The 12,632-nt window shown below is 73.3% G+C and carries 10 protein-coding genes; 5 read left to right on the top strand and 5 right to left on the bottom strand.

Annotated elements, in window-relative coordinates; translation table 11 throughout:
• Positions 1-67 precede the first annotated feature (67 nt).
• Both G472_RS35255 and G472_RS0123845 read left to right on the top strand, forming a co-directional pair.
• Complete coding sequence (locus G472_RS35255) at positions 68-667, top strand: sigma-70 family RNA polymerase sigma factor (RefSeq protein WP_051341196.1); 600 nt, start codon at positions 68-70, stop codon at positions 665-667.
• Entirely contained in the window at positions 664-1,335 is a 672-nt protein-coding gene (locus tag G472_RS0123845) for a ChrR family anti-sigma-E factor (RefSeq protein ID WP_029010393.1), read from the top strand. Before G472_RS35255 ends, G472_RS0123845 begins: the two co-directional genes overlap by 4 nt.
• Before the next feature lie 165 nt (positions 1,336-1,500).
• Here the strand turns inward: G472_RS0123845 and phaZ are convergent, their stop codons facing one another.
• Entirely contained in the window at positions 1,501-2,703 is a 1,203-nt protein-coding gene (gene phaZ / locus G472_RS0123840) for a polyhydroxyalkanoate depolymerase (protein ID WP_029010392.1), read from the bottom strand.
• Between the two features lie 254 nt (positions 2,704-2,957).
• Between phaZ and G472_RS35250 the strand changes: the two genes are divergently transcribed.
• The 3 genes from G472_RS35250 to G472_RS0123825 are packed head-to-tail and all read left to right on the top strand — an operon-like array spanning position 2,958 to position 7,890.
• Positions 2,958-3,986, top strand: a complete 1,029-nt coding sequence (locus G472_RS35250; RefSeq protein ID WP_051341195.1) for an HlyD family secretion protein — start codon at positions 2,958-2,960, stop codon at positions 3,984-3,986.
• Positions 3,973-6,759, top strand: a complete 2,787-nt coding sequence (gene rbbA / locus G472_RS0123830; RefSeq protein WP_029010391.1) for a ribosome-associated ATPase/putative transporter RbbA — start codon at positions 3,973-3,975, stop codon at positions 6,757-6,759. The genes G472_RS35250 and rbbA overlap by 14 nt, the downstream gene beginning before the upstream one ends.
• A gap of 3 nt (positions 6,760-6,762) precedes the next feature.
• Positions 6,763-7,890, top strand: coding sequence for an ABC transporter permease (locus tag G472_RS0123825; RefSeq protein WP_029010390.1), 1,128 nt, complete (start codon positions 6,763-6,765; stop codon positions 7,888-7,890).
• Positions 7,891-7,894: 4 nt separating this feature from the next.
• Here the strand turns inward: G472_RS0123825 and G472_RS0123820 are convergent, their stop codons facing one another.
• The 4 genes from G472_RS0123820 to G472_RS0123805 all read right to left on the bottom strand — a co-directional run.
• Complete coding sequence (locus G472_RS0123820; RefSeq protein WP_029010389.1) at positions 7,895-9,541, bottom strand: electron transfer flavoprotein-ubiquinone oxidoreductase; 1,647 nt, start codon at positions 9,539-9,541, stop codon at positions 7,895-7,897.
• Between the two features lie 14 nt (positions 9,542-9,555).
• Positions 9,556-11,346 (bottom strand): acyl-CoA dehydrogenase, encoded by a 1,791-nt coding sequence (locus G472_RS0123815; protein WP_035693569.1) that lies wholly within the window; start codon positions 11,344-11,346, stop codon positions 9,556-9,558.
• Between the two features lie 39 nt (positions 11,347-11,385).
• Positions 11,386-12,327 carry an electron transfer flavoprotein subunit alpha/FixB family protein gene (locus tag G472_RS0123810; protein WP_029010387.1) on the bottom strand — a complete coding sequence of 314 codons (942 nt, stop codon included), beginning with the start codon at positions 12,325-12,327 and terminating at the stop codon, positions 11,386-11,388.
• A gap of 2 nt (positions 12,328-12,329) precedes the next feature.
• The coding region (locus tag G472_RS0123805) for an electron transfer flavoprotein subunit beta/FixA family protein (protein WP_029010386.1) at positions 12,330-12,632 on the bottom strand (303 nt) is incomplete at its 5' end.

Here is a 12,632-nt window from a genome sequence, read left to right as displayed (position 1 = left end):
CGGATCACCGCGCCGCGTGAATGTTTTTTCGGTGATCCGATGCGGCTGCGGCTGCGTATCGGTGGACATGACCGGCACCCCCGCGCATTCCCTGGAGCCGCCGCCCGCTCCACCCTCCCCGGCGTCCGAGCTGTCGGCCGCCATCGTCGCCATCGCGCGTCAGAACGACCGGGCGGCGTTCGCCCGGCTGTTCGGGCACTTCGCCCCGCGGGTGAAATCCTACCTGATGCGCCTGGGGGTGCCGCCGGCGCAGGCCGAGGATCTGGCCCAGGACACCATGCTGGCGGTGTGGAACAAGGCCGCCCTCTACGACCCGCAGCGGGCGGAGGCCGCGACGTGGGTGTTCACCATCGCGCGCAACCTGCGCATCGACGCCCTGCGCCGCGAACGCCACCCGGAGGTGTCGGACGAGGTGCTGGCCGACACGCCCGACGGCGCCCCCGGCGCCGACACGCTGGTGGCCGACGGGCGGCGCGAGCGGGCGCTGCGCGCCGCGCTGGCGACGCTGCCGGCCGATCAGGCGGAGGTGGTGCGGTTGTCCTTCTTCGCCGACCTCGCCCACCCGGCGATCGCGGAGCGGCTGCGCCTGCCCCTTGGAACCGTGAAGTCGCGCCTGCGTCTTGCCATGGGCAAGATCCGCAAGGCGCTGGGAGACGACGAACCATGACCCCGAAGCATCACCCCAGCGACGCGATGCTGGTCGCCTACGGCGCCGGCAGCCTGGGTGAGGCGCTGTCGCTGGCCGTGGCCGCCCACCTGGCCCTGTGCCCCGTGTGCCGCCGCGCCGTCGCGGACATCGACGCGCTGGGCGGCGTGCTGCTGGACGAGCTGCCGCCCCGGCCGCTGGAGGACGACGCGCTGGCCCGCACCCTGGCCCGCATCGACGCCGCACCCGACCGGCCGGCCCACGGCCACAACCACGGCCACACGGACGGCCACGCGACCTGCGGCGGGCCGTGGCCCGCACCGCTCGCCCCCTATGTCGGGCCGGCGGCGGAGACGCGCTGGCAGCGGCTGGCCCCCGGCGTGCGGCGGATCTCCCTGCTGCCGCGCAGCCGGCACGGCGGCACGGCGCAGTTGCTGCGCATCGCGCCCGGCACCACCCTGCCCCATCACGGGCACGGCAGCCTGGAACTGACCCTGGTTCTGTCCGGCTCCTTCGCCGACGAGTTCGGGCGCTACGCCCCCGGCGACATCGCCGAGGCGGACGCGGCGACCCGCCACCAGCCGATCGCCGACACCGACCAGGACTGCGTCTGCCTGATCGCCACCGACGCCCCCCTGCGCTTCACCAGCCTGGTCAGCCGCCTGTTCCAGCCGCTGTTCGGGATGTGATGCGGGCGCACGTTTGCACCGTCTCCGCAAGACCCTGCTCCCACCCTCCCGCTTCGCGGGTCCCCCCTCCCCCGGCGGGGGAGGAAGGGGCCCGACCTGAGGTCGGGAAAGTGGGGGCAAGGAGATGCCGGCGAAGCCGCGCATCCCGCAAGCCTCCCCGAGGCATTACCCCCCCGCGAACGTCCGTTGCAGCACCGGCAGGATGCCCTTGCGGTAGCGCGAGCCGCTGAACACGCCGTAATGGCCGACACCGTCCTGCACATGGTTGGCCTTCATGGACTCGGGCAGGTTGCGCAGCAGGGCATGGGCGGCGATGGTCTGGCCGGGGGCGCAGATGTCGTCCTTCTCGCCCTCCACGGTCAGCAGGCGCACCCGCTCGATGGCGCCGGGATCGACCGGGCGGCCGCGCCAGGTGAAGCGGCCGTGGGCCAGGTCGCGGCGCTGGAACACCCGGTCGATGGTCTCCAGATAGAACTCCGCCGTCAGGTCCAGCACGGCCAGGTATTCGTCGTAGAACTCGACGATGCGCTCCGCCGCGTCGCCGTCCATGGCCGACAGGTGGCGGAACAGGTCCAGGTGCTGCTTCATGTGGCGGTCGATCTGGGTCGACATGAAGCCGGCAAGCTGCACCATGCCGGGGTAGACCCGGCGGAAGCGGCCGGGGTAGCGCGACGGCACCCGGTGGATCACCTTGCGCTCGAACCAGCGCAGGTCGTGCTTCAGGGCGAAGCGGGTGACCTCGGTTTCCGCAGCGCCGGGGTCGATGGGGCCGGACATCAGAACCAGCGACCGCGGCAGGGCGGCGGAGCCGTCCTCGCTCATCAGCGACACGGCGGCCAGCACCGGCACGCAGGGCTGGCAGATGGCCAGCACGTCGAACGCCCCGTCGCCGGCCACATGCTCCATGATCGCCATGGTGTAGTCGATGTATTCGTCCAGGCCGAAACGGCCCTCGGACAGCGGCACCTGCTTGGCGTCCAGCCAGTCGGTGATGAACACCTCGTGCTCGCCGATCAGCGACTCCACGGTGCCGCGCAGCAGCGTCGCGTGGTGCCCGGACATGGGCGCGAAGATCAGCACCCGCGGCGCCCCGGCCCGCGCCGGCGCGAAGCGCAGCAGGTTGCAGAAGGGCCTCTGCCAGACGACATCCTCCGCCACGGGAAGGCCGAAGGGCTGCTTGTCGTAGTGGCGCGTCACCCGCTCCAGCATCCCGAAGCCGGCGGCGTAGACGCGCGCCGCTCCGGTGAAGGGAGCGAAGGGGGCCGGCAGGTGCCGGGCCGGCTGCAGCATCGATTGCCCGATACGCCCCGCCAGATTCATGGGCGCGAAGAGTGCGTGCCGGGTCAGGTCGTGGAGTTCGTACAGCATTCTCAATCGCTTCGTCTGCGGGAAAGGGGCGGCGCGGCGGAGATGTCGAGGTAATGTAAACAATCAGTCATACCTACATACCGCGCCGTATGGGGATGCGTAAAGCCCCGGATCCTGCTTCAGGCGTATGCCTGACCTGCACCAAGGGGGAAGAGGGGCCCCGATTGACCTGGCGCATGGACGGCGGTGCAGCATCCCCGTCATGGTGAACGCGGCTCGCCGCACGCCGTTCCCCTTTCCAGGGAGGCATCCCCATGCGCATTGCCCCGCTTCTCGGCGCCGTCGCCCTCGTGGTGCTCGCCGCCGCCGGTTACGCCCATTGGAGCGATCAGCGGGCCGGCCGCCTGCCCGACGGCTTCGCCGTTGCCAACGGCCGTGTCGAGGTGGAGCGGGTGGACGTCGCCACACGCCTGTCCGGCCGCGTCATCGCCGTCAACGCGCGCGAGGGCGACTCGCTCGCCCGGGGCACCGTCGTCGCCCGCATGGACACGGCGGAGCTGGAGGCGTCGCGGCTGGCCGCCGCCGCCGCCGCCCGCCGCGCCGCCGCCGCCATCGGCCGGGCCGAGGCGGAGGTCGCCATCCGCGCGGCGGAAGCCGAGCTTGCCGAGGTGGAGTTGCGCCGCGCGGTGGAGCTGGAGCGGCGCGCCGTCGGCCCCACCGCCGACGTCGACCGCACCCGCGCCCGCGCCGCCGTGGCACAGGCCAACGTGCTGGGCGCGCGCGCCGCGGTGGTCGAGGCGCGGGCGGCGCACGAGGCGGCCGAGGCGGAGGTGGCCCGGATCGAGGCGACCATCGCCGACATGACGCTGACCGCCCCGGTGGGCGGGCGCGTGGAATACCGCCTGGTCCAACCCGGCGAGGTGCTGGGGGCGGGCGGCCGGGTGGTCACGCTGCTCGATCTGTCGGATGTGTTCATGACGATCTTCCTGCCGACCTCGCAGGCGGGACGGGTGGCGCTGGGCTCACCGGCCCGCATCGTGCTGGACGCCGCCCCCGGCTACGTCATCCCGGCGGAGGTGTCCTTCGTCGCCGCGGAGGCGCAGTTCACGCCCAAGGCGGTGGAGACCGCCAACGAACGCGAAAAGCTGATGTACCGCGTCAAGGTCGCCATCGACCCGGCGCTGCTGGACACCTACCGCGACTACGTGAAGGCGGGGCTGACCGGCAACGCCTATGTCCGGGTGGACGCCACCGCCGACTGGCCGCCCCACCTCGCCCCCCGCCTGCCGCCGCCGCCCGCTGCGGCGGCCGCCGCCGGCGGAGACGGCCATGCCGTCCGCTGACGAGGCGCCGGCCGTCCGCCTGGCGGGCGTGACGCACCGCTACGGGCGCACCGCGGCGCTGGACGGCGTCGACCTGGAGGTGCCGGCCGGCGCGGCGGTCGCCGTGGTCGGCCCCGACGGGGTGGGCAAGTCGACGCTGCTCGGCCTCGTCGCCGGGGTGCGGCGGTTGCAGGCGGGCAGCGTGGCGGTGCTCGGCGGCGACATGGCGTCGGCGGCCCACCGCGACGGCGTGGCGCCGCGCATCGCCTACATGCCCCAGGGGCTGGGGCGCAACCTCTACCCCACCCTGTCGGTGGCCGCGAACGTCGACTTCTTCGGCCGCCTCTACGGACAGCCCGCGGCGGAACGGCGGGACCGCATCGCCGCCCTGCTGCGCGCCACCGGCCTGGACGCCTTTCCCGACCGGCCGGCCGGCAAGCTGTCGGGGGGCATGAAGCAGAAGCTGGCCCTGTGCTGCGCCCTGGTCCACGACCCCGACCTGCTGATCCTGGACGAGCCCACCACCGGCGTCGACCCGCTGTCGCGCCGCCGCTTCTGGCACCTGATCGAGGGCATCCGCACCACCCGCCCCGGCATGACCGTGCTGGTCGCCACCGCCTACATGGAGGAGGCGGAGCGCTTCGGCCATCTGGTGGTCATGGACGCCGGGCGCATCCTGGCCGCCGGCCCCACCGCGCGGGTGCTGGCCGACACCGGCGCGGCGACGCTGGAGGACGCCTTCGCCGCCCTGCAGGGCCGCCGGGAGCCGCCCGGCCCGCCCCTGCCGCCGCGCCCCGCCGCCGCCCCGGAGAACGGCGGCGACGGTGAGCCGCCGGCCATCCTGGCGGAAGGTCTGACCCGCCGCTTCGGCGCCTTCACGGCGGTGGACGGCGTCAGCTTCCGCATCGGGCGCGGTGAGATCTTCGGCTTTCTCGGCTCCAACGGCTGCGGCAAGACCACCACCATGAAGATGCTGACCGGCCTGTTGCCGGCCAGCGCCGGCCGGGCGTGGCTGCTGGGCCGCCCGGTGGAGGCCGGGGACGTGGCGACGCGCCTGCGCGTCGGCTACGTCTCCCAGTCGTTCTCGCTCTATGAAGAGCTGTCGGTGCGCGCCAACCTGGAGCTGCACGCCCGCCTCTACCGGGTGCCCGCCGCCGCGGTGGCGCCGCGCGTCGACGAGGCGCTGGAGCGCTTCGGCCTGGCCGCCGTCGCCGCGGCGCGGCCCGCCGCCCTGCCGCTGGGCATCCGCCAGCGCCTTCAGCTCGCCGCCGCCTGCCTGCACCGGCCGGAGGTGCTGATCCTCGACGAGCCCACCTCGGGCGTCGACCCGCAGGCGCGCGACATGTTCTGGCGCCATCTCGGCACCCTGTCGCGGCGCGACGGCGTCACCATCTTCGTCTCCACCCATTTCATGAACGAGGCGGAGCGCTGCGACCGCATCTCGCTGATGCACGCGGGCCGCACCCTGGCCGTGGGCACCCCGCGGGAGATCCGCGAGTCCCGCGGTGCCGCGACGCTGGAGGACGCCTTCATCGCCTGCCTGGAGGAGGCGGGGGGCGACGGCGAACCGGAAGCCGCCCCACCCGCCGCCCCGTCCGCCGCCGTCACGCCCGCCGCCGCCCCGCCCGCCACCGCAACATCCCGGGCGGCCCACCCCGGCGGCCTGCGCGCCTCGGCGGGCCGCCTGTTCGCCTTCGCCCACCGGGAGACGGTGGAGATCCTGCGCGACCCCGTGCGCGTCGCCTTCGCCCTGCTCAGCCCGCTCCTGCTGCTGATCACCTTCGGGTTCGGCATCAGCTTCGACGTGGAGGACCTGCCCTTCGCGGTGCACGACCGCGACCGCAGCCCGGAGAGCCGGCAGTTCATCGAGAGCTTCGCCGGCTCGCGCTATTTCCGCGAACGCCCGCCGGTGAGCGACGACGCCGACGCCGACCGCCGCCTGCGCAACGGTGAACTGCGCCTGGTCATCACCGTGCCCCCCGGCTTCGGCCGCGACCTGCTGGCCGGACGCCGGCCGGAGGTGGGCTTCCTGCTGGACGGCGCCATGCCCTTCCGCGCCGAGACCACGCGCGGCTATGTGGAGGGCATCGTCCCCGCCTACGCGCAGGACCTGGCGCGGCGCACGACGGGGCAGACGGTGGCGGCGGCGCCGGTGCGGGTCGAGACGCGCTTGCGCTACAACCAGGATTTCCGCAGCGCCGTGGCCATCACCCCCGGCGTCATCATGGTGCTGCTGATCATGATCCCGCCCATGCTGACCGCGCTGGGCGTGGTGCGGGAGCGCGAGATCGGCTCCATCGCCAACCTCAGCGCCTCGCCCGCCACAGTGGGGGAGTTCCTGCTGGGCAAGCAGCTTCCCTACATCGCGGTGGGCCTGCTCAGCTTCCTGTCGCTGACCGGATTGGCGGCGGTGCTGTTCGGGGTGACGGTCAAGGGCTCCGTCGCGGCGCTGGCGCTGGGGGCCCTGCTCTACGTCTTCGCGGGGACGGGGATCGGCCTGCTGGTCTCCACCCTGGTGCGCACGCAGGTGGCGGCCATCATCATCACCGCCATCCTGTGCACGGTGCCCGCCATCAACTTCTCCGGCTTCCTCTACCCGGCGGCGACGCTGGAAGGGGCTGGGCGCCTGATCGGCACGGGCTTCCCCGCCCTGTGGTTCCAGACCATCGCCATCGGCACCTTCGCCAAGGGCCGCTCCTTTGCCGAGTTCGTGCCGGAATTCCTGGTGCTGTTCGCCTTCGGCGTCGCCTTCCTCGCCGCGGCGTGCCGCATCCTGACCAAGCAGGAGGCGTGAGCCATGCGCCGCTGGCTGGCCAACGTCGCGCGTCTCGGCGTCAAGGAGCTGGCGAGCCTCGCCGCCGACCGGGCGCTCAGCGTGCTGATCCTCTACGTGTTCACCGTGTCGGTCTACACCATCGCCACGGGGGTGAAGACCGACGTCAGCGACGCCTCCGTCGCCATCGTCGACGGCGACCGCTCCGCCCTGTCGCGCGACCTGGGCGAGGCGCTGCTGCCGCCCCATTTCCGGCCGCCCGTCGCCATCGACCGGTCGCAGGTGGATCCGGCCATGGACCGCGGCGTCTACACCTTCGTCCTCGACATCCCGCCGGGGTTCGAGGCGGACGCCCTGCGCGGGCGGGAGCCGGCGCTGCAGCTCAACATCGACGCCACCGCCATGACGCAGGCGGGGGTCGGCGGCGGCTACATCCGGGCGATCGTGCAGCGGGAATCCACCGCCTTCCTGGCCGCCCGCGGCGAGGCCGGGCTGCCGGTCACCCCGGTGACGCGCGCCTATTTCAACCCCAACCTGGAACGGGTGTGGTTCCAGTCGATCATGGCGGTGCTGGACCACATCACCATCCTGTCGATCCTGCTGGTCGGCGCGGCGGTGATCCGCGAGCGCGAGCACGGCACGATCGAACATCTGCTGGTGATGCCCGTGACGGCCGGCGAGATCGCCGCCGCCAAGATCTGGGCCAACGGCCTGGTCATCCTGGTGGCCGCCGGCCTGTCGATCCGGGTGATCGTGCAGGGGGCGCTGGGCGTGCCCATCGAGGGGTCGCTGGCCCTGTTCCTTTTCGGCTCGGCCGTCTATCTCTTCGCCACCACGTCGCTGGGCATCCTGCTGGCCACCGTCGCCCGCTCCATGCCCCAGTTCGCCCTGCTGGCGATCCCGGTGTTCCTGGTGCTGAACCTGCTGTCCGGCGCCACCACGCCGGTGGAGAGCATGCCCCCGGTGCTGCAGGTGCTGATCCAGGCGTCGCCCACCGTGCATTTCGTGAAGCTGGCGCAGGCGGTCCTCTACCGCGCCGCCGGGCTCGACGTGGTGTGGCCGCACCTGGCGGTCCTCGCCGCCCTGGGCAGCGCCTTCCTGGCGGCGGCGCTGGCCCGCTTCCGCACCATGCTGGCGCAGGCGCAGGGATAGACCCCTACATCATCGCGTAGACCGGGCCGCCGCCGCCCTCGGGGCAGGTCCAGTCGATGTTGCCGGTGGGGTCCTTGATGTCGCAGGTCTTGCAGTGCAGGCAGTTCTGCGCGTTGATCTGCAAGCGCGGCTCGCCGGTCCCGCCGGTGCGCACGATCTCGTAGACGCCGGCCGGGCAATAGCGCGTCTCCGGGGCGTCGTAGAAGGCGTGGTTGACGCTCAGCGCCTTTTCCGGGTCCTTCAGGCGCAGGTGCACCGGCTGGTCGTCGGCGTGGTTGGTGTTCGACAGGTGGACGGAGGACAGCCGGTCGAAGCTCACCACCCCGTCGGGCTTCGGGTAGGCGATGGGCCGGCAGGCCCCGGCCGGCTTGAGGCGCGTGTGGTCCGGCGCGTGGCGCAGCGTCCACGGCGCCCGGCCGCGCAGCACGTAGGTGTCCAGGGCGGCGTGGGCCAGCCCCGGCCACAGCCCCCAGCGGAACCCCGGCTTGATGTTGCGCGCGGCCCGCAGCTCCGCCGCCAGCCAGCTTTCCCGGAAGGCCCGGGGGTAGTCGGCGGCCTCGCGCCCGGCCCCGGCCCCGCCCGCGTCGCCGGTGAGCAGCGCGGCGACGGCGTCGGCCGCCAGCATGCCCGACTTCATGGCGGCGTGGCTGCCCTTGATCTTGGGCGCGTTGAGGAACCCCGCCGTGTCCCCCACCAGGACGCCGCCGGGGAAGGTCAGGCGGGGCAGCGACTGCCAGCCGCCGGCGGCGATGGCACGGGCACCGTAGGCGACGCGCCGCCCGCCCTCGAACAGCGGCCGGATGGCCGGGTGGGTCTTGAAGCGCTGGAACTCCTCGAACGGGCTGAGGTGCGGGTTCTCGTAGCCCAGCCCGACGACGAAGCCGACCGACACCAGATTGTCGGCAAAGTGATAGAGGAACGACCCGCCGTAGGTGGACGCGTCCAGCGGCCAGCCCACCGTGTGGGTGATCCGGCCGGACCGGTGGCGGGCGGGGTCGACCTCCCACAGCTCCTTGATGCCCAGGCCGTAGACCTGCGGGTCGCAGTCCCGGTCGAGGGCGAAGCGCGCCGTCAGCTCCTTGGTCAGGCTGCCGCGGCAGCCCTCGGCGATGATGGTCTGGCGGGCGCGCAGCTCCATGCCGGGGGTGAACTGCGGGCCGGGCTGCCCGTCGCGCCCCACCCCCATGTCGCCGGTGGCCACGCCCGTCACCGCACCCGCGTCGTCGTACAGCACCTCCGCGGCGGCGAAGCCGGGGAAGATCTCCACCCCCAGCGCCTCCGCCTGCGCCGCCAGCCAGCGGCAGACGGCGCCCAGGCTGACGATGCGGTTGCCGTGGTTGCGCAGCGGCGGCGGCGTGGGCAGGCGCACCGCGCGGCTGCGGGTGAGGAGCAGGAAGGCGTCCTCGCCGGCCGGCGTGCCGAGCGGCGCCCCCCGCTCCCGCCAGTCGGGAATCAGCTCGTCCAGCGCGCGCGGCTCCATGACCGCGCCCGACAGGATGTGGGCGCCGACCTCCGCCCCCTTCTCCAGCACGCAGACCGTCAGGTCCGGCGCCCGCTGCTTCAGCCGGATGGCCGCCGCCAGGCCGGACGGACCGGCCCCGACGACGACCACGTCATAGTCCACGGCTTCCCGGTCGGTGCGCGACGTCATGGCGGGGGAGAACCTCACAGCCGGTCGGGGTGGAGCGCCATGACGGTGGCGGCACCGTCGATGACGGCGGCGCGGTGGCCCTCCACCTGGCCCAGCAGGTGTTCGGCGTAGAAGCGCGCGATGACCGGACGGGCGGCCAGGAAGCCGTCGTCCGTCTCGCCCGCGGCCAGCCGGTCCAGGGCGGCCCGGGCGCCGATGCCCAGGCAATGGCCGCCGGCCACCAGCCCCATGGCGTTCAGCAGCGGCACCGCCGACGCGGCGCACAGCGCGGGCTCGGCCGCGTGGTCGACAATCCACGCGGCCATGGCGCCGGCATGGCCGGCGGCCGTGGCCAGCGCGCGCCCCGATGCCCGCAGGTCGCGATGGTCCGACGCCGCCATGGCCCCGGCCGCGGCCGTCACCTCGGCGAGGTAGGCGGTGACCGCCGCCCCCTTGTCGCGCAGCAGCTTGCGGTTCACCAGGTCGTTGGCCTGGATGGCGGTGGTGCCTTCGTAGATGGTGGTGATGCGGGCGTCGCGCAGGTGCTGGGCCGCCCCCGTCTCCTCCACATAGCCCATGCCGCCGTGGATCTGCACACCCTGCGAGGCGATGTCCTGCCCCGTCTCGGTGCACCAGCCCTTGGCGATGGGGGTCAGCAGGTCCTCCAGCGTCGCCGCGGCGGCGCGCGCCGCGTCGTCGGCCCCGTGGTGGCGCCGGTCGTGGGCGGCGGCGGCGGTGTAGAGGATGCCGCGCATCGCCTCGATGCGCGCCTTCATGCCCATCAGGGTGCGGCGCACGTCGGGGTGGTCGATGATGGGTGTGCGCTCCCCGGCCCGGCCGCCGGCCGGCGTGCCCTGCACCCGCTCGCGGGCGTAGGCCAGCGCCTGCTGGTAGGCGCGCTCGGCGATGGCCAGACCCTGCAACCCCACCGACTGGCGGGCATGGTTCATCATGACGAACATGTAGGCCAGGCCCTGGTGCGGCTCGCCGACCAGCCAGCCCCGGGCGCCGCCGCGGTCACCGAAGGCGAGCACGGCGGTGGGGCTGGCGTGGATGCCCAGCTTGTGTTCGATGGACACGCAGGCCACGTCGTTGCGCGCGCCGGGGCTGCCGTCGGGGTTGACCAGGACCTTGGGCACCACGAACAGCGAGATCCCCTTCACCCCCGCCGGCGCGTCGGGCAGACGGGCCAGCACCAGGTGCACGATGTTGTCGGTCAGGTCGTGGTCGCCGTAGGTGATGAAGATCTTCTGGCCGTAGACGCGGTAGCTGCCGTCCCCCGCCGGCTCCGCCCGGGCGCGGATGGCGGCGAGGTCGGAGCCCGCCTGCGGCTCGGTCAGGTTCATGGTGCCGGTCCATTCCCCCGACACCAGGCGCGGCAGGTAGATCCCCTTCACCTCGTCCGAGGCGAATTGGCGCAGCGCGTTGACGGCGCCCTGGGTCAGCATCGGGCACAGGGCGAAGGCCATGTTGGCGGCGTGCCACATCTCCTGCACCGCGGTGTTCAGCAGGTTGGGCAGGCCCATGCCGCCCCATTCCGGCTCGAACGGCAGGCCGTTCCAGCCGCCCTCTACCAGGGTGTTCCAGGCGTCCGACCAGCCCTCGGGCGTGGTCACCGCACCGTCGTCCCAGCGCGCACCCCGGGTGTCGCCGATGCGGTTGAGCGGGGCCAGCACGCCGCCGGCGATGCGGGCCGCCTCCTCCAGGATGGAATCGCAAAGGTCCGGCGTCGCGTCCTCGAACCCCGGCAGGGCGGCGACGGCGTCGAGGCCGGCCACCGTGTCCAGGGTGAATCGGATATCGCGCAGCGGTGCGGTGTACGTCATCGCGGTGTCCTCTCCCCCAATGGTCGTCGCGGGCCGCCGTTACAGCGCCCGGTCCAGCTCCGGCAGCGCCGTGAAGAGGTCGGCCACCAATCCGTAGTCGGCGACCTGGAAGATCGGCGCATCCTCGTCCTTGTTGATGGCGACGATCACCTTGCTGTCCTTCATGCCCGCCAGGTGCTGGATGGCGCCGGAGATGCCGACGGCCACGTACAGATCCGGCGCCACGATCTTGCCGGTCTGCCCGACCTGGAGATCGTTGGGGACGAAGCCGGCGTCCACCGCGGCGCGGCTGGCCCCGACGGCGCCGCCCAGACGGTCGGCGACCCGCTCCACCAGCGCGAAGTTCTCGCCCGAGCCGAGACCGCGCCCGCCCGACACCACCACGCGGGCGGCCGTCAGTTCCGGCCGGTCGGAGCGGGCGAGCTGCGCCGACACGAAACGCGACCGGCCGGCACCGCCGGTCGTCGCCGCCGGTCCCTCCGCCGCCCGCACCGTCGCCGTCCCGCCGGTGGCGGGCACCGCCTCGAAGGCGGTGGTGCGCACGGTGATCACCTTCACCGGGTCGGCCGAGCGCACGGTGGCGATGGCGTTGCCGGCGTAGATCGGCCGCGTGAAGGTGTCCGGCCCCTCCACGCTGAGGATGTCGGAGATCTGCGCCACGTCCAGCAGCGCCGCCACGCGCGGCAGGACGTTGCGCGCCGACGCCGTGGCCGGGGCGACGATATGGGTGTAGGCGCCGGCAACGCCGACGATGAGCGCCGCCAGCGGCTCCGCCAGGGCGTGCTCGTAGGCCGGCCCCTCGGCGGCCAGAACCGTGTCGACACCCGCCACGGACGCCGCCGCCCGCGCCGCGTCGGCGACGGAGCCGGCGGCCGCCAGCACGTCGACCGGGGCGCCGATGGCGGCGGCGGCGGCCAGGGCTGCCAGGGTGGCGGGCTTCAGCGCGCCGCCCTCGATGTCGGCGATGACCAGGGTGCGCATCGTCAGATCACCTTCGCTTCGGTCTTCAGCTTGTCCACCAGGGTGGCGACGTCCGGCACCTTGATGCCGGCCTGGCGCTTGGGCGGCTCGGCCACCGCCAGCGTCACCAGGCGCGGCGCCACGTCGACGCCCAGGGCGTCGGGCGTCACGGTGTCCAGCGGCTTCTTCTTCGCCTTCATGATGTTGGGCAGGCTGGCGTAGCGCGGCTCGTTCAGGCGCAGGTCGGCGGTGACCACCGCCGGCAGGGTCAGCTCCACCGTCTCCAGCCCGCCGTCGATCTCGCGCGTCACCGTCACCGTGCCGTC

The organism is Azospirillum halopraeferens DSM 3675, from assembly GCF_000429625.1.
Lineage (GTDB): Bacteria > Pseudomonadota > Alphaproteobacteria > Azospirillales > Azospirillaceae > Azospirillum > Azospirillum halopraeferens.
The sequence above is the reverse complement of the archived record's forward strand: the minus strand, read 5'-3'. Positions and strand labels throughout refer to the sequence as shown.

Bases quoted from the DNA above. Each gene is read 5' to 3' on its own strand.
- G472_RS0123820 (WP_029010389.1), bottom strand. From the start codon at position 9,541: ATGACGTCGCGCACCGACCGGGAAGCCGTGGACTATGACGTGGTCGTC.
- G472_RS35255 (WP_051341196.1), top strand. From the start codon at position 68: ATGACCGGCACCCCCGCGCATTCCCTGGAGCCGCCGCCCGCTCCACCC.
- G472_RS0123810 (WP_029010387.1), bottom strand. From the start codon at position 12,327: ATGCGCACCCTGGTCATCGCCGACATCGAGGGCGGCGCGCTGAAGCCC.
- phaZ (WP_029010392.1), bottom strand. From the start codon at position 2,703: ATGCTGTACGAACTCCACGACCTGACCCGGCACGCACTCTTCGCGCCC.
- G472_RS0123845 (WP_029010393.1), top strand. From the start codon at position 664: ATGACCCCGAAGCATCACCCCAGCGACGCGATGCTGGTCGCCTACGGC.
- rbbA (WP_029010391.1), top strand. From the start codon at position 3,973: ATGCCGTCCGCTGACGAGGCGCCGGCCGTCCGCCTGGCGGGCGTGACG.
- G472_RS0123815 (WP_035693569.1), bottom strand. From the start codon at position 11,346: ATGACGTACACCGCACCGCTGCGCGATATCCGATTCACCCTGGACACG.
- G472_RS0123825 (WP_029010390.1), top strand. From the start codon at position 6,763: ATGCGCCGCTGGCTGGCCAACGTCGCGCGTCTCGGCGTCAAGGAGCTG.
- G472_RS35250 (WP_051341195.1), top strand. From the start codon at position 2,958: ATGCGCATTGCCCCGCTTCTCGGCGCCGTCGCCCTCGTGGTGCTCGCC.